The following is a 14568-nucleotide window of genomic DNA, read 5'->3' as shown; positions in this document are numbered from 1 at the left end:
CGCTCAGACCACCGGCAGCGTCGGCCACTGCAGGTCGCGGCCGCCGGCGAAGGGTTCGCGCATCTCCGCCGCCTGCTCGTGGGGCACGCCCAGCGGTATCGCGCTGGCGGCGCTGAGGCGGGCGAACTGCTCGTCACTCAGGCTCACCTGCAGGGCGCCGAGGGTGCCATCGAACTGCTCGCGGGTGCGCGAGCCGAGGATCGGGATCAGCGTGGTGCCGGAGCGCCGCGCCTTGTGCAGCAGCCAGGCGATGGCCACCTGGGTGGCGCTGCGGCCCTGCTCCTCGGCCACGCCGAGCAGCGCATCGAGAATGGCGGTTTCCCGGGCACTCTTCTCGCCGTGCACCAGCATGCCCAGCTTGGTCGCGCGGCTGTCGTCGTTGCCCGCGCGGTACTTGCCGGTGAGGAAGCCGCCGCCCAGCGGCGACCACTGGGTGACGCCCAGGCCCAGCGCCTCGGCCATCGGCAGCAGCTCGCGGTCGGCGCTGCGCTCGGCCAGGCTGTATTCCAGCTGGATGCCCACCAGCGGCGCCCAGCCACGCAGCTCGGCCAGCAGGTCGGCACGGGCGATGCGCCAGGCCGGGAAGTTGGACAGCCCGGCGTAGTGGATCTTGCCGGCGCTGACCAGATCGTCGAAGCCGCGCAGTATCTCGTCCATCGGCGTCATGCCGTCGGTGATGTGTGCCCACAGCAGGTCGAGGTGATCGGTGTTGAGCCGCTTCAGGCTCTCCTCCACCGCGCGCACCAGGTTCTTGCGGTTGTTGCCGGTGTGGGCGATGCCGGCGCCGGGGGCGGTGCCCAGACCGTACTTGGTGGCCAGCACGAAGTCGTCGCGCTGGCTGCCGAGGAATTCGCCGAGCAGCACCTCGGCCTGGCCGGCCTGGTAGCCGTTGGCCGTGTCGAAGAAGTTGCCGCCGGCCTCGACATAGCCGTCGAAGATCCGCCGCGCCTCGTCGCGTTCGGCGCCGTGACCCCAGCCGGTACCGAAGTTGCCGGTACCCAGGGCCAGTTCGGAAACACGCAGGCCGCTGCGGCGGCCGAAGGTGGTGTAGCGCATGTCTGCTCTCCCATGCAGGGTCGAAGCACTCAGGCCAGGGCGGCGGTGACTTCGGCGGTGGTGAGGATGGCGTGGGCGAAAGTCGGCCCGTTGATTTCGTGGGCGGCGTGCAGCGCCTCCTCGGAGAAGGCCGCCGTGGCGTCGCGCACCAGGGTCACGTGGTAGCCCAGCTCGGCGGCGAAGCGCGAGGTGGCCTCGATGCAGGTATTGGCCAGCAGGCCGACGACTATCACCTGGCGCACGCCGTGCTGCTTGAGCTGCAGGTCCAGGTCGGTATTGGCGAAGCCGCTGCCGCCCCAGTGCTCCTGCACCACCACGTCCTCGTCCTGGGGCTGGAAGTCCGGGTGCCATTCGCCGCCCCAGCTGCCGACGGCGAACACCTGGGCCCGCGCGGCGCCCAGCTGGTAGGGGCTGGGATGCAGCCAGCCCTGGAAATCGCCGGGCCGCGCCCGGTGGTGCGGCACGTAGAACACGCGGATACCGGCCTGGCGCGCGGCGGCTACCACGGCGCGCAGGTTGGCCAGGGTGCCGAGGCGATCGGCCACCGGCTTGGCCAGCCCGGTGAGCTTGCCGCCCTCACTGAGAAAGTCGTTGTAGGGGTCGACCAGCAGCAGGCCGGTGTCCTGTTTCGAGTAGCTCATGATGCACTCCACGGGTAAGGGCGGCGCCGGCTGGGCGCCGCGTGGCACGTTCACTTGTCGGTGACTTTCCAGGTGGCCGGCAGGGTCAGGTCGCCGGAGGCCACGTCCCACACGCTGGACACGCACAGCAGCGGGTTGTGCAGATCGGCGTTGACCTGCAGCGCGGCGGTCACCCCGTCGTAATTGAAGCTCTCGGGGAAGCCCACCGCCTTGAGCGGCACACGAATCCGCGCGGCATCGCCCTTGAGGCTGAGGTCGTAGCCGGGCGAGTCGATGTAGATCGCCGCCCCCGGCCAGGTCGGCGGCAGCCTGGGCTTGGCACCCTCGGGGATGTCGCGCACCTTGAGGCCGGACGGGCCGCAGCTGGCGTCCTTGGTCAGCACCACCCAGTGCGAATGCCAGAGGCCGCCGTCGTTGTCCTGCTTGCCGTCGCCGTTCTCGTCCAGCTGCGGGGTGTCGTCGAAGTCCGGGTGCGAGGTCAGCGCCAGGGCGAGGATGCCCGCGCCGGGTTCGAAGCCGACGCTGCCGCTGTCCAGGCTGGTCGGCCAGACATAGCTGTACACCTCGGCACCGGCGAAGCTGCCCTTGGCGGTCGGCATGCGGCTGCCGGCCGCGCCGTCCACCAGTTGCTCGAAGACCAGCATCTCGCCGTCCTTGGAGACCCGGGTGTGCACCAGGTCGAAGGCCGCTTCGGCCTTGCCCTTGTCGCTGTGGATGCCGCCGGCCTCGTGGGCCAGGCTGGCCTGGGCCAGGGCGGCCAGCACGCCCAGGGTCAGGGCGCCGAGGCGCCAGTGGCGGGGAAAACGCGGGATCGCGGGGATGCTCGAACGGTTCACGGGCTTGCTCCTGTTGGCTCGTCGGCGGCGGCGGAAGCTCGGGCAACAGCGCTCGGTAGGCCCGGTCACTGGTGGGCGCAGGGAGCAGGCTCGATGGCGGCTGCGGGGCCCGGCCGATCCGGGCTGTGGCCATGGTCGCGCGGCGCCGCGGACGGCACCATCAGACCGCGGTTCAGCCGGCTCATGCCTTGGTATAGGTCAGGGCAGACAGCCGCCCGCGCCGCTCAGGGCCAGCGCCACGCAGCTCAGCAACTGCTCGGCGGCGAAGGGTTTGCACAGCAGGCAGACCGCACCACTGGCGCCGGCGCGGGCGAGCAGTTCGCGCTCGGTGCGGGCGGTCATCAGGATGATGCGCGCGGCGGCATCGCCGGCCAGCAGCCGGTCGGTGAGGTCGATGCCGCTCATGCCGGGCATCTGGATATCGCTGACCACGCAGGCGAAGCGCGCGGAATCGCCGGCCAGGAAGTCCTCGGCACTGGCGAACAGCTCAGTGCGGTAACCCTCGGAGCGCAGCAGGCTGGCGGTGGCCAGGCGCACCGATTCGTCGTCGTCGATGATGGAAATCAGCGGAGGTTCGGACACAGGCTCATCCCGGCAGGCCAACGCGGCGGAGGGTCGCGTGTCAGTTGCGTGCAGCTTGGCGCGAACAAGGCGGCTTGCAAATCATACGGAGGTTCATGTGCGCGCCGTGCCGTCGCGCTCCAGCTGCAGCACACCGGCCATCTTCACCAGCTCGGCCAGCGAGCGCGCCTGCATCTTCTGCATGGCATGGCCGCGGTGGATCTTCACGGTGATCTCGCTCAGGCCCAGCTCGGCCGCCACCTGCTTGTTCAGCCGGCCGGTGGTGACCAGCGCCATCACCTGGCGCTCGCGTGGGCTGAGGCTGGCGAAGCGCTCGTGCACGCCGGCGGCATCGCGCTGCAGGGTGCGGCGCTGGCGGTCGCGGTCCAGGGCGGTGGCCACCGCATCGAGCATGTCCTGGTCGCGGAAAGGCTTGGTCAGGAAGTCCACGGCGCCGGCCTTCATGCTGCGCACCGACATGGAAATATCGCCGTGGCCGGTCATGAACACCACCGGGATGGGGTTCTTCAGTTCCAGCAGCTGGCTCTGGAAATCCAGGCCGCTGCGCCCGGGCAGGCGCACGTCGAGCACCAGGCAGGAGGGCTGCTCGGGCATCTCGGCATCGAGGAACTCCTGGGTCGAGCCGTACTGCCGGGTGGCCAGGCCAACCGAGCGGAACAGGCTGTCCAGCGCGGAGCGCAGGGACGCGTCGTCATCGACTATGTGCACCAGTCCCACGGCTTCCGGCATCGCGCCCTCCTCGCTCGGCGACCCCGACGGGGGTGCCGCCGAGCATTCTAGCCTCGATGCCAACGCAACGTCGCCGCCACACATACCAAGGTATGAGCGCCTCACCCTGCACCGGCCAGGCTGCGTTCCAGGACCAGCCGTTGCGCTCATACCTAGATATGCCCGGCACGCCCCTTCGTAGAATGGTGGCGCCGGTGCCGGCCTTCCTATAGTCCGCAGCACGGGCCGGCAGTGTGGCCCTCGACGGCATCCCACCGTGCAGTAGCCTCAGGCAGACGGCGACGCCCCATGCGGTTCATCTGCTGGAGGTCCGAGCATGGCCAATCCGCTGTCCACCCTGGGCATTCTGCACACTGCCCTCAGCATGGTGCCGGTGCTTGCCGGCTTCTATGCCTTCGCCCGCCACGGGCGCATCCCGCCCCACGGCGCGCTGGGCAACAGCTACTGGTACGGCATGCTCGGCTCGGTGCTGACGTCCTTCGGTCTGTCCAGCACCGGCGATTTCAACAGCGGCCACGCCATCGGCATCCTCGCCGTGGCGGTCATCCTGCTCGCCCGCCAGGCCATGCGCCTGCAGCGCCTGGGCAACGGCCGCGCCTACCTGGAAACCGCCTGCATGAGCTTCAGCTTCCTGCTGCTGATGATTCCCGGGCTCAACGAATCCCTGTCGCGCCTGCCGCCGTCCGCGCCCATCGGCAACGGCCCCGATTCCCCCGAGGTGAAGCTGGCCATCCTGGCCGCGCTGCTCCTCTTCCTGGTCGGCCTCGGCTACCAGTGCCTGCGCCTGCGCGCGCGGCACGCCGGGCCGGGCCACCCCCAATGCAACCATCCATAAAGGAGCATCCCGCATGAGCACCATCACCACCCGCGACGGCGTCGAGATCTACTACAAGGACTGGGGCAGCGGTCAGCCCATCCTGTTCAGCCACGGCTGGCCGCTGAACGGCGACAGCTGGGAGTCGCAGATGCTGTTCCTGGCCAACCACGGCTACCGCGTCATCGCCCATGACCGTCGCGGCCACGGGCGCTCCAGCCAGCCGTGGGACGGCAACGACATGGACCACTACGCCGACGACCTGGCCGAGTTGATCGAGACCCTCGACCTGCATGACCTGATCCTGTTCGGCTTCTCCACCGGCGGCGGCGAAGTGGCGCGCTACATCGGCCGCCATGGCACCAAGCGGGTGGCCAAGCTCGGTCTGATCTCCGCCGTGCCGCCACTGATGCTGAAGACCCAGAGCAACCCGGACGGCCTGCCCATCGAGGTGTTCGACGGCATCCGCGCCGGCTCCCTCGCCGATCGCTCGCAGCTGTACAAGGACATCGCCGGCGGCCCCTTCTACGGCTACAACCGCCCGGGTGCCAAGCCGTCCCAGGGCATCATCGACGCCTTCTGGATGCAGGGCATGCAGGCCGGGCACAAGAGCGCCTACGACTGCATCGCCGCCTTCTCCGCCACCGACTTCCGCGACGACCTGAAGAAGTTCGACGTGCCGACCCTGGTGCTGCACGGCGACGACGACCAGATCGTGCCGATCGGCGCCGCCGCCCTGGCCTCGGCCAAGCTGATCGCCGACGCCAAGCTGGTGGTCTACCCCGGCGCGCCCCACGGCCTGGCCGACACCCACAAGGACCAGCTCAACGCCGACCTGCTGGCATTCATCCGGAGCTGAAACCGCGCACGCCGCCCGCACCGCGCGGCGGCGGCATCTGAAGGAGCCTGTTCATGAGCAAGAAACTGACCAGCGCCGCCGGCGCCCCCGTCGCCGACAACAACCATACCCAGACCGCCGGCCCGCGCGGCCCCGCCCTGCTGCAGGACGTGTGGTTCCTGGAGAAGCTCGCCCACTTCGACCGCGAGGTGATCCCCGAGCGGCGCATGCACGCCAAGGGCTCAGGCGCCTACGGCACCTTCACCGTCACCCATGACATCAGCCGCTACACCCGCGCGGCGCTGTTCTCGCAGATCGGCAAGCAGACCGAGGTCTTCGTGCGCTTCTCCACCGTCGCCGGCGAGCGCGGCGCGGCGGATGCCGAGCGCGATATCCGCGGCTTCGCCATCAAGTTCTACACCGAGCAGGGCAACTGGGACCTGGTGGGCAACAACACCCCGGTGTTCTTCCTGCGCGACCCGCTGAAGTTTCCCGACCTCAACCATGCGGTGAAGCGAGACCCGCGCACCGGCATGCGCAGCGCGCAGAACAACTGGGACTTCTGGACCAACCTGCCGGAGGCCCTGCACCAGGTCACCATCGTCATGAGCGACCGCGGCGTGCCCGACGGCTACCGCCACATGCACGGCTTCGGCAGCCACACCTTCAGCTTCATCAACGCCGCCAACCAGCGGCACTGGGTCAAGTTCACCTGGAAGACCCAGCAGGGCATCCGCAACCTCAGCGACGCCGAGGCCGGGCAGGTGGTGGCCGGCGACCGCGAGAGCAGCCAGCGCGACCTGTTCGAGAGCATTGAGCAGGGCAACTTCCCGCGCTGGACCTTCTACGTGCAGCTGATGCCGGAGCAGGACGCCGTCACCTACGGCATCAACCCCTTCGACCTGACCAAGGTCTGGCCGCACAAGGACTACCCGCTGATCGAGGTGGGCCAGCTGGAGCTCAACCGCAACCCGGAGAATGTCTTCGCCGAGGTCGAACAGGCTGCCTTCAACCCGGCGCACGTGGTGCCCGGCATCGGCTTCTCGCCGGACAAGATGCTGCAGGGCCGGCTGTTCTCCTACGGCGATGCGCAGCGCTACCGGCTGGGGGTGAACAACGTGCACATCCCGGTCAACGCGCCGCGCTGCCCGGTGCACAGCTACCACCGCGACGGCCAGATGCGCGTCGACGGCAACCAGGGCGCGCGCCTGGCCTACGAGCCCAACAGCTTCGGCGAATGGGCCGAGCAGCCGGAGTACGCCGAACCGCCGCTGAGCCTGGAAGGCGCCGCCGACCACTGGAGCCACCGGGTCGACGACGATTACTACTCGCAGCCGCGCGCTCTGTTCCAGCTGATGTCGTCGGCCCAGCAGCAGGCGCTGTTCGACAACACCGCGCGGGCCATCCGTGGCGCCAGCCAGGAAGTCATCGAGCGGCATATCGGCAACTGCAGCAAGGCCGACCCGGCCTATGGCAGCGGTGTGCGCGCGGCCATCGCCCGCCTGCACCAGTAAACCCTCTACCGGGCACCCAGCGGTGCCCGGCGCTCCCCTGGCGCCGCTCTTTTCTGGACGGTGCGCGCCTTAGACTAAAGTCGTACGAGACAACCCCCAGCCAGCCGCTACGCTTGGAAGTTTCGGTGTGGCGCGCATGCCATGCCCGGCCTATCGACCTGCCGGCAATGGCCAGTGACGCCGGCGCGGGAGGAGCAATGCAAGGGCACGACCAAGGCGCCTCGGCCGAGCTCGACGAGGCCCGCGCGACGGCGGATGCCATGCTCGGCGTGGACCTGCTGGAACTGGTCGACGAAAGCATCTTCCTGCGCGACCTGAGCGGTCGCATCCGCTACTGGAACAAGGCCTCCGAGGAACTCTACGGCTGGAGCAGCGCCGAGGCGCTCGACCAGCCGGCCCACGACCTGCTGCGCTGCCAGCACGCCGAAGCGCTCACCGACCTGAACCAGAAGGTGCTCGACGACGGCCGCTGGAGCGGCGAGCTGAGCCGGCGCAGCGCCGATGGCCGCGAACTGCTGATCGAGACCCGCTGGTCCCTGCGCCGCGATGCCGGCGGCGCGCCACAGGCGATCGTCGAGAGCGGCCGCGACATCACCGCGCGCAAGGCCACCGACCTGGTCCTGGCGGAGAGCGAATACCGCTACCGCAACCTGTTCCAGGCCATGGCCGCGTCGTTCTGGGAGCTCGACTTCACCGCGGTCGGCGCCATGGTGCGCAGCCTGTACAAGAGCGGCGTCAGCGACCTGCGCGCGCACTTCCGCCAGCATCCCGAGCTGGTGCGCGAGATGATGCTGGCCACCCGCGTAATCGACGTCAACGAACAGACCGTGCACCTGTTCGGCCGCGGCACCAAGGCCGAGCTGCTGACCACGGTGGAGCCGTTCTGGCCGGATGCCAGCTCCACGGTATTCGCCGAAAGCATCATCGCCGCCGTGACCAAGGCGCCCAGCTACGTCAAGGAAACCCGCCTGCGCACCATCGACGGCAAGGAATTCGATGTGCTGTTCACCGCCTCCTTCCCGCCGGAGAACATGCAGAAGGGCATCCTCATGGTCGGCGTCATCGACCTCTCCGCGCGCAACCAGGCCTACGCCGCCCTGGAGCAGAGCGAGTCCCGCTATCGCAATCTGTTCGAGGTGATGGCGGTGTCGTTCTGGCAGCTCGACTCCAACGGCACCAACCGCCTGTTCGCCGAGCTGCGCGAGCAGGGCGTGAGCGATCTGCCCGCCTACATCGACCAGCATCCCGAGTTCGTCCGTCGAGCCATGGACGCGACCCTGGCCATCGACGTCAACCAGCGCACCCTGGAGCTGTACGGCGCCCGCGAGCGCGGCGAGATGCTCGGCTCGGTCAGCCGCTTCTGGATACCGGGGCACGACGAGGCCTTCCGCCACAGCCTGGAGGCCGCCTGGCGCCGCGAGCCCGGCTACCTGGCGGAAACCAAGACGCGCACCCTGGATGGCCGCGAGCTGGACGTGCTGTTCTTCGTCACCGCGCCGCCGGAGATGCGCGAGCGCGGCATGGTGCTGGTGGGCAACATCGACATCAGCGAACTGGTGGCCTCGCGCAACGCCCTGCAGCGCATGCAGTCCGACCTGGCCCACGCCGCGCGCATCTCCATGCTCGGCGAACTGACCGCCTCCATCGCCCACGAGGTGAACCAGCCGCTGGCGGCCATCGCCACCTACGGCGAGGCCGGCCTGCGCTGGCTCGGCCGTCCGCAACCGGACCTCGACGAAGTGCGCGACCTGACCCAGCGCATGGTCGGCGACGCCCGCCGCGCCGCCGAGATCATCGCGCGCATCCGCGGCATGGCCCGCCAGCAGAGCCCGGAGCCGCAGCCCCTGTCGCTCAATGCGCTGGTCAAGGAGGCGGCCGCCTTCCTGCGTCACGAACTGCAGAGCCAGGGCGCGACCCTACGCCTGGACCTGGAAACCGGCCTGCCGCGCCTGCGTGGCGACCGCACCCTGCTGCAGCAGGTGCTGGTCAACCTGCTGGTCAACGCCCTGCAGGCCATGGCCCAGGCCGAGTGCGCCACGCGCAGCATCGTCCTGTCGACCCGGCGCCTGGACGAGCAGCTGCTACTGCGGGTGGAAGACAGCGGGCCGGGTATCGCCGCCGAGCATGTCGAGCGCCTGTTCGACAGCTTCTTCACCACCAAACGCAACGGCATGGGCATGGGCCTGCCGATCTGCCGCAGCATCGTCGAGAACTGCGGCGGCAGCATCGAGGCCGAACCGCGCCCCGCCGGCCAGGGCGCCTGCTTCGTCATCCGCCTGCCGCTACCCGCCCCCTGAGGCAATTTGCCACGAGGCTGCCGAGGCCGAATCTTCTTAGAGTGAACACAGAAGATTGATCTTGGAGCCGTGCATATGGATAGCGAAGGCTGTGTTCTGTCCCGGGATTACCGGCGGATCCACCAGGAAGCGACGGTACTGGCCGGCGCACTCACCGATCTGGGCCAGCGCGCCTCGGTCTACCACCATCTTTACGAGGATTCCGGCGGGCGTAGCGTGTTCCCGCTGATCGCCGCCCACGGCGCATTGTGGGGCGCCGGCTACTTCGCCCTGGGCCTGAAGGTGGGCGCCCTGCTCTCCGCCCAGTTCCTCTTCACCCCGGCCGTGCGCCGCGACAAGCTGCGCCAGCTGCACGCCTTCGCCGATGCCTTCCGCGAGATCAACCGGCAGGTCTGCGTCGAGGCCTACACCGCCTATCACTTCAGCAAGCTGCATGGCCGCACACCCGGCGCCGAGCGCTACCTGCAGCCGCGCCTGCTGGCCGCGCTGAACCGCTGCCACCGGGCTCAGGCGCTGCACGAGCCGCTGCCGCAACCGGCGCGCCGCGAGCTGTTCGAGGCGTTCTTCCTATGGGAGCAGGAGGTCATAGTCGGCCCGGCCGTGGAACGGGCGCTGGCGGCGCTGGACTGGCCGCTGATCCGCCACGTGGCACTGCGTCCGCGCATCCGCTTCGCCTATTTCGCCAGCAGCCGCGACATGGGCTTCACCGACTTCGCCAGCACGGCCGAGCGCATCGAGAAGGGCCTGCGCGCCTATGAGCTGGCCGAGCAGGCCGGGCTGCCGCAGGTGGAGGCCGCGCTGAAACGCTATGGCATCCTGCCGGGCGCCTTCTTCCAGGGTTCCGCCCTGCACTTCCAGGCCATGCGCGAGCGCTTGCACGCCGCGGCGAACCTGCCTTCCAGCTAGACCTGCAGCGCCGCGCAGGCCGGGGCGGCCGCCATCGGCTGCCCCGCCTCGCCGACGCGGTCAGCGCCTGCAGCGGCGAGCACGCACGCGCGCCTCGGCAAGGCGGGCCGACGCCCCCGCCACCCAGCCCCAAGGCAATAACCATGAACCTTACCGGCGGACGCTCTCACTAACGCATAAGAGCCGGCGATCTGCCGCCTCTGTGCAGTGGGTTTTCCGTCCAAGTAAGGATAAAAACATGATCACCACACCCGATCTTGCTGCAACTGCCCTGGATGAATCCGCCAACACCTCTGGTGTTTCCTGGGCCGCGATCTTCGCCGGCGCCATCGCCGCGGCGGCGTTGTCGCTCATTCTGATCCTGCTCGGCTTCGGCCTCGGCTTCAGCGCGGTTTCGCCCTGGAGCAACGAAGGCATCAGCGCCGAGGGGCTGGGCATCTCCACGATCATCTGGCTGGCCCTCACCCAGATCATCGCGGCAGGCATGGGCGGCTACCTCGCCGGCCGTCTGCGCGTGAAGTGGACGACCCTGCACGGTGACGAGGTGTTCTTCCGCGACACCGCCCACGGCTTCCTGGCCTGGGCCGTGGCGACCCTGCTGACTGCCACCGTGCTGGTTGGCTCGGTGAGCGGCATCGTCGGTGCCGGCGTGCAGGCCAGCGCCCAGGTCGCCTCCGGCGCGGCGCCAACGGCGCTGGCGGGAGCCGAGGAGGAGTACGGCTACTACATCGACGGCCTGTTCCGTGACAATCGCCCGGCGCCTAGCGCGGACGATGCCGCCCATGGCGTGGTCGCACGCATCCTGGCGCGCAACCTGGACAACGACGGCGAGCTCGCCCCAGCCGACCGCGCCTACCTCGTCCAGCTGGTGTCGCAACGCACCAACCTCTCGCCCACCGAGGCCCAGGCCCGTGTCGACGAGATCTATGCCCAGGCCCGCCAGAGCGTGGTGCAGGCCAAACAGGCCGCCGATGAAGCCCGCAAGGCGGCCGCGCACGCCACCTTGTGGATGTTCGTCGCGCTACTGATCGGCGCCTTCGTCGGCAGCTTCGCCGCCACCCTCGGTGGCCGCGGCCGTGACGCCGTGGTGCTGCTGGTCCGCGACTACCGCACCACGCCCAACAGCACCACCGCCCCGCTTAGCTGATAAAGGAGAACGGACATGCGCTCACTTCTGCTGTGGTTCCTCGGTGTACCCATCCCGCTGATCATCCTGATCGCCCTGATTACCTGATCGTCAGCCAGAAAAAAGGCCGCTCCCCTCCAATCGGGAAGCGGCCTTTTTCATGGGTAGCGCCGCACGCTGCGGCGCCGCCGCTCACTCTTCCTGGGCAGCCTTCAGCGCCTCGTAGGCCGGGGCGGCGTAGATGCCGACCTCGACGGCCAGCTCCAGCACCCTTGGCAGGTCGCTGGTGTAGACGAGCACGCATTGCAGCTCGTCATCCAGCGGCTCGCTGAGGTCCACCAGCACGTAGCCGCCCTTCTCCTTGTACAGCGCCGAGAGCTGCACCTGGATGCGGTTGAGCGCCTTGAGCGGCTCGACCTTCTGCAGCTGCTTGGGCTTGATGTTGAAGCTCACCTGCGGACCGAAGGAATCGATGATCTGCTGCAGCAGCTCCTCGTAGCTGTCGGCCTGGAACAGCACGGTCTCCGGCAGGCTGCCGATCACCACCCACTCGCCCAGCGGAATGGGGAAATCGTCGTCGTAGTTGATGTCCGGATTGGCGGCGAGGAAAGCCTGCGGGTCGGCGTAGGCCTGGGCGGCCTCATCGGCGATGCGGGCGATCTCCTCGTCGGTCATGCAGCCGGAGCTGATCAGGGTGATGAGTTCGAGGAGCTGGGCTTGCATCGGGCGGTCCTGCAGACGGTTCGGGGGCGCACAGGATAGCGCGTCACGGCGCGTGCTTCACCGCCAACCGGGTGAACTGCACTTCGCCTTTCAGTCGTGGTGCACGCTCAGCTGCGTGAACTGCACCTCGCCCACATCGTCGTCGCCGTCCTCATCGTCGTCCTGCACGTAGGCGCCGGCCTTGAAGTAGAACGGCACCTCGCGCCAGGCCGCGTCCTCCTTGTAGAAGTCATGCTGGATGCGCTCGCCGTTGACCTCCACCGTCAGCACGCCGTCCTGCACCTCGATGATGTAGGAGAACAGATCGTTGCCCACCGGCGTGGCGAAGACATGGCTGATGTCCTTGTTGCTGCCCTTGGGATGGCGCTTGATCAGCGACTTGAGCTTGCCCTTCTCCCACTGCAGCTTGATCAGCGGGCGGGCGTCGTAGCCATGGATCTGCCCGACGACGATCTTCTGCGTGCTCGGCGCGCGCAGCACCCGGGCGCTGGCCTTGAGCTGGTGGAAACCGGCACCGGTCCAGTTGCGATTGTCGTCGGCCGGATCGAGCAACTCGCGCAGCTCGGCGCGCGGGTAGTCGGAGTTCTTGGTGGTGCCCGCACCGGCCGGGGCCATGAAGACCATGGCGCCGTTGTCGGCCAAGTGGAAGTAGCGCGAGGCGTAGCCGCCCTTCAACTCGTCGCTGCGCACTTCGCTGGCCTCGTCGTCGGGCAGGGTCAGTTTCCAGTGGGTCAGGTCGTAGTTGTCGGCCGGCGACTGGTAGTCACCCGGCTCGTCGTGGCTGCAGCCGGCCACCAGCAGCAGGCCGGCCAGGCAGAGTAGTGATCGTTGCATTGGCTCGCTCCCAATGGCTATTCAGGCGTCCCATGCGGACTCTGTGCAGACAGCGCGACCAGTATGCAGGTTTCACATGACGGGTAATCTAGCCATGGCGCTTGGATTGCCACATTAGTGCTGGTCCCGTGGCAGCGCTCATCTCATCTGGCCAAGAAAATAAGCTCTCGCCTCTGGCCAAGGTGCTGCTAACGGCCAAAAGCGGTCAGCCAAACTGTCTCGGTGTTTACGAGAAGCTTGGCATTCCGGTCCATCTGCTATGGCGACGTGAAGAGTCAGTCGACCCGTGTCAGCGTGACGTCGATATTGCCGCGGGTGGCGTTGGAGTAGGGGCAGACGATGTGCGCGCGCTCAATCAGCGTCTGGGCCTGTTCTTGGTCCATGCCTGGCAGGCTGATGCGCAGTTCGACTTCTATGCCGAAACCGTCGGGGATCGCGCCAATACCGACTACACCCTCAATCGATGCGTCTTTTGGCATGGCCAGCTTGTCGCGGCCCGCGACGAATTTCATCGCGCCCAGGAAGCAGGCCGAGTAACCCGCGGCGAATAGCTGCTCAGGGTTGGTGCCCTCGCCACCAGCTCCGCCAAGCTCTTTCGGTGTAGTCAGAGCGACGTCCAGCACACCGTCGGAGGAGATGGCACGACCGTCACGGCCGCCGGTGGCTTCTGCGTAAGCACGGTAAGCAATGGTTTGAATCGACATGGTGGGAGCCCTCTAGAATTTCATGGCCGCATCGCTCAGCGGCCTTGTTGATACTGAATGGTCAGTCGTCACCGCCGAGCCAGGCGTAGGTGACGACTGATCTGTCATTGCTGTTCTGTTTAGTGCGAGGTCGCTTGCGCCGCTTCGACAATCAGCGCTGCCACTTTCTCAGGATTGGATGTCATCACTACGTGCGATGCCCCTGGAACGGTGACCGTCTTTTTCGAGCCAGCACGCTCGGCCATAAACTTTAGCGCAGCTTCGGGGATGTTCTTGTCTGCCGAGCCGTAGATGAACCAGGACGGCAGCTTTTTCCACGCTGGTTCACCAGATGCTTCTGTCAAAGCGGCTTCACTGATCGGACGTTGTGTCGCGGCCATGAGGGCTGCCGAGGCCGCGGGAACATCCGCTGCAAACTGCTGGCCGAATTTGTCCTGCTGGATGTAGAGATCTTTGTTGCCGTCTTCCAGCAGCACCGGAGCTGCCAAGGTCGGGCCAAGAGTACCGCCAGGGTAGCGACCGGACAGCTCGATGGCGGTTTCTCCCTTGTCTGGCGCAAAGGCCGCAACATAGACAAGCGCCTTGATCTTGGGATCTTCGTGTACCGCGTTGGTGATCACTGCCCCGCCGTAGGAGTGGCCTACGAGGATCACCGGGCCGGTAGTCTGCTCGACGATATCAGCGATGTAGTCCGCGTCTTGCTTCAACCCACGCAGCGGGTTCGCTGCGGCAACGACCGGGTAGCCCTGGCTCAGCAGCTGAGCGGCGACGCCGTTCCAGCTCGAAGACTCGGCAAATGCGCCATGCACCAGCACTACGGTGGGTTTGGTGGTATCTGGTTGTGCAGTGGCGGTTCCACTGAGTGCAAGCACAGCGACTGCCGATGCAAGGGTGGTGGACACGAGAGATTTGAGAGTAAGCATGGCCGGTTCCTATGGTCGATCCGTGAGAGGTGTTGTTGCGTTGAC

The 14568-nt window shown here is 67.6% G+C and carries 15 protein-coding genes; 6 read left to right on the top strand and 9 right to left on the bottom strand.

The window, feature by feature from the left end:
* Positions 1 to 3 precede the first annotated feature (3 nt).
* From FFS62_RS02900 to FFS62_RS02880, 5 genes are all read right to left on the bottom strand, one after another.
* Positions 4 to 1056 (bottom strand): aldo/keto reductase, encoded by a 1053-nt coding sequence (locus tag FFS62_RS02900; RefSeq protein WP_137971303.1) that lies wholly within the window; start codon positions 1054 to 1056, stop codon positions 4 to 6.
* Positions 1057 to 1085: 29 nt separating this feature from the next.
* Positions 1086 to 1697: an isochorismatase family cysteine hydrolase gene (locus tag FFS62_RS02895; RefSeq protein ID WP_137971302.1), complete on the bottom strand. Its 612-nt coding sequence runs from the start codon at positions 1695 to 1697 to the stop codon at positions 1086 to 1088.
* 50 nt (positions 1698 to 1747) lie between these two features.
* On the bottom strand, positions 1748 to 2533 hold the full coding sequence (locus FFS62_RS02890) for a hypothetical protein (RefSeq protein ID WP_256662103.1): 786 nt from the start codon (positions 2531 to 2533) through the stop codon (positions 1748 to 1750).
* Positions 2534 to 2731: 198 nt separating this feature from the next.
* On the bottom strand, positions 2732 to 3115 hold the full coding sequence (locus FFS62_RS02885) for a response regulator transcription factor (RefSeq protein ID WP_137971301.1): 384 nt from the start codon (positions 3113 to 3115) through the stop codon (positions 2732 to 2734).
* A 93-nt stretch (positions 3116 to 3208) separates the two neighbouring features.
* On the bottom strand, positions 3209 to 3844 hold the full coding sequence (locus tag FFS62_RS02880; protein ID WP_137971300.1) for a response regulator transcription factor: 636 nt from the start codon (positions 3842 to 3844) through the stop codon (positions 3209 to 3211).
* Positions 3845 to 4160: 316 nt separating this feature from the next.
* Here FFS62_RS02880 and FFS62_RS02875 point away from each other — a divergent pair, with 316 nt between their 5' ends.
* The 6 genes from FFS62_RS02875 to FFS62_RS02850 all read left to right on the top strand — a co-directional run bounded on the left by FFS62_RS02875 (position 4161) and on the right by FFS62_RS02850 (position 11360).
* A complete protein-coding gene (locus FFS62_RS02875; protein ID WP_137971299.1) occupies positions 4161 to 4679 on the top strand; it encodes a hypothetical protein in 519 nt (172 codons plus the stop codon).
* Positions 4680 to 4692: 13 nt separating this feature from the next.
* On the top strand, positions 4693 to 5517 hold the full coding sequence (locus tag FFS62_RS02870; RefSeq protein WP_137971298.1) for an alpha/beta fold hydrolase: 825 nt from the start codon (positions 4693 to 4695) through the stop codon (positions 5515 to 5517).
* Positions 5518 to 5570: 53 nt separating this feature from the next.
* Positions 5571 to 7010: a catalase gene (locus tag FFS62_RS02865; protein ID WP_137971297.1), complete on the top strand. Its 1440-nt coding sequence runs from the start codon at positions 5571 to 5573 to the stop codon at positions 7008 to 7010.
* A 197-nt stretch (positions 7011 to 7207) separates the two neighbouring features.
* Positions 7208 to 9307 (top strand): PAS domain S-box protein, encoded by a 2100-nt coding sequence (locus FFS62_RS02860; RefSeq protein ID WP_171016254.1) that lies wholly within the window; start codon positions 7208 to 7210, stop codon positions 9305 to 9307.
* A 75-nt stretch (positions 9308 to 9382) separates the two neighbouring features.
* Complete coding sequence (locus FFS62_RS02855; RefSeq protein WP_137971295.1) at positions 9383 to 10213, top strand: hypothetical protein; 831 nt, start codon at positions 9383 to 9385, stop codon at positions 10211 to 10213.
* 238 nt (positions 10214 to 10451) lie between these two features.
* Positions 10452 to 11360, top strand: a complete 909-nt coding sequence (locus FFS62_RS02850) for a hypothetical protein (RefSeq protein WP_137971294.1) — start codon at positions 10452 to 10454, stop codon at positions 11358 to 11360.
* Between the two features lie 171 nt (positions 11361 to 11531).
* Here FFS62_RS02850 and FFS62_RS02845 read toward each other — a convergent pair whose 3' ends face one another.
* From FFS62_RS02845 to FFS62_RS02830, 4 genes are all read right to left on the bottom strand, one after another.
* Positions 11532 to 12062 carry a hypothetical protein gene (locus tag FFS62_RS02845; RefSeq protein ID WP_137971293.1) on the bottom strand — a complete coding sequence of 177 codons (531 nt, stop codon included), beginning with the start codon at positions 12060 to 12062 and terminating at the stop codon, positions 11532 to 11534.
* 90 nt (positions 12063 to 12152) lie between these two features.
* Positions 12153 to 12896, bottom strand: a complete 744-nt coding sequence (locus FFS62_RS02840) for a polysaccharide lyase family 7 protein (protein ID WP_137971292.1) — start codon at positions 12894 to 12896, stop codon at positions 12153 to 12155.
* Between the two features lie 275 nt (positions 12897 to 13171).
* Entirely contained in the window at positions 13172 to 13600 is a 429-nt protein-coding gene (locus tag FFS62_RS02835) for an organic hydroperoxide resistance protein (RefSeq protein ID WP_137971291.1), read from the bottom strand.
* Positions 13601 to 13719: 119 nt separating this feature from the next.
* Positions 13720 to 14523, bottom strand: coding sequence for an alpha/beta fold hydrolase (locus FFS62_RS02830; protein WP_137971290.1), 804 nt, complete (start codon positions 14521 to 14523; stop codon positions 13720 to 13722).
* Positions 14524 to 14568: the final 45 nt, after the last annotated feature.

It is taken from the genome of Pseudomonas sp. F(2018) (assembly GCF_005508865.1).
In the GTDB taxonomy this organism is placed as follows: domain Bacteria; phylum Pseudomonadota; class Gammaproteobacteria; order Pseudomonadales; family Pseudomonadaceae; genus Aquipseudomonas.
Note: the sequence above shows the minus strand (reverse complement) of the source record. Positions and strands in the feature narration are given on the sequence as shown.

Bases quoted from the DNA above. Each gene is read 5' to 3' on its own strand.
- FFS62_RS02900 (WP_137971303.1), bottom strand. From the start codon at position 1,056: ATGCGCTACACCACCTTCGGCCGCCGCAGCGGCCTGCGTGTTTCCGAA.
- FFS62_RS02895 (WP_137971302.1), bottom strand. From the start codon at position 1,697: ATGAGCTACTCGAAACAGGACACCGGCCTGCTGCTGGTCGACCCCTAC.
- FFS62_RS02880 (WP_137971300.1), bottom strand. From the start codon at position 3,844: ATGCCGGAAGCCGTGGGACTGGTGCACATAGTCGATGACGACGCGTCC.
- FFS62_RS02875 (WP_137971299.1), top strand. From the start codon at position 4,161: ATGGCCAATCCGCTGTCCACCCTGGGCATTCTGCACACTGCCCTCAGC.
- FFS62_RS02870 (WP_137971298.1), top strand. From the start codon at position 4,693: ATGAGCACCATCACCACCCGCGACGGCGTCGAGATCTACTACAAGGAC.
- FFS62_RS02865 (WP_137971297.1), top strand. From the start codon at position 5,571: ATGAGCAAGAAACTGACCAGCGCCGCCGGCGCCCCCGTCGCCGACAAC.
- FFS62_RS02860 (WP_171016254.1), top strand. From the start codon at position 7,208: ATGCAAGGGCACGACCAAGGCGCCTCGGCCGAGCTCGACGAGGCCCGC.
- FFS62_RS02855 (WP_137971295.1), top strand. From the start codon at position 9,383: ATGGATAGCGAAGGCTGTGTTCTGTCCCGGGATTACCGGCGGATCCAC.
- FFS62_RS02850 (WP_137971294.1), top strand. From the start codon at position 10,452: ATGATCACCACACCCGATCTTGCTGCAACTGCCCTGGATGAATCCGCC.
- FFS62_RS02845 (WP_137971293.1), bottom strand. From the start codon at position 12,062: ATGCAAGCCCAGCTCCTCGAACTCATCACCCTGATCAGCTCCGGCTGC.
- FFS62_RS02840 (WP_137971292.1), bottom strand. From the start codon at position 12,896: ATGCAACGATCACTACTCTGCCTGGCCGGCCTGCTGCTGGTGGCCGGC.
- FFS62_RS02835 (WP_137971291.1), bottom strand. From the start codon at position 13,600: ATGTCGATTCAAACCATTGCTTACCGTGCTTACGCAGAAGCCACCGGC.
- FFS62_RS02830 (WP_137971290.1), bottom strand. From the start codon at position 14,523: ATGCTTACTCTCAAATCTCTCGTGTCCACCACCCTTGCATCGGCAGTC.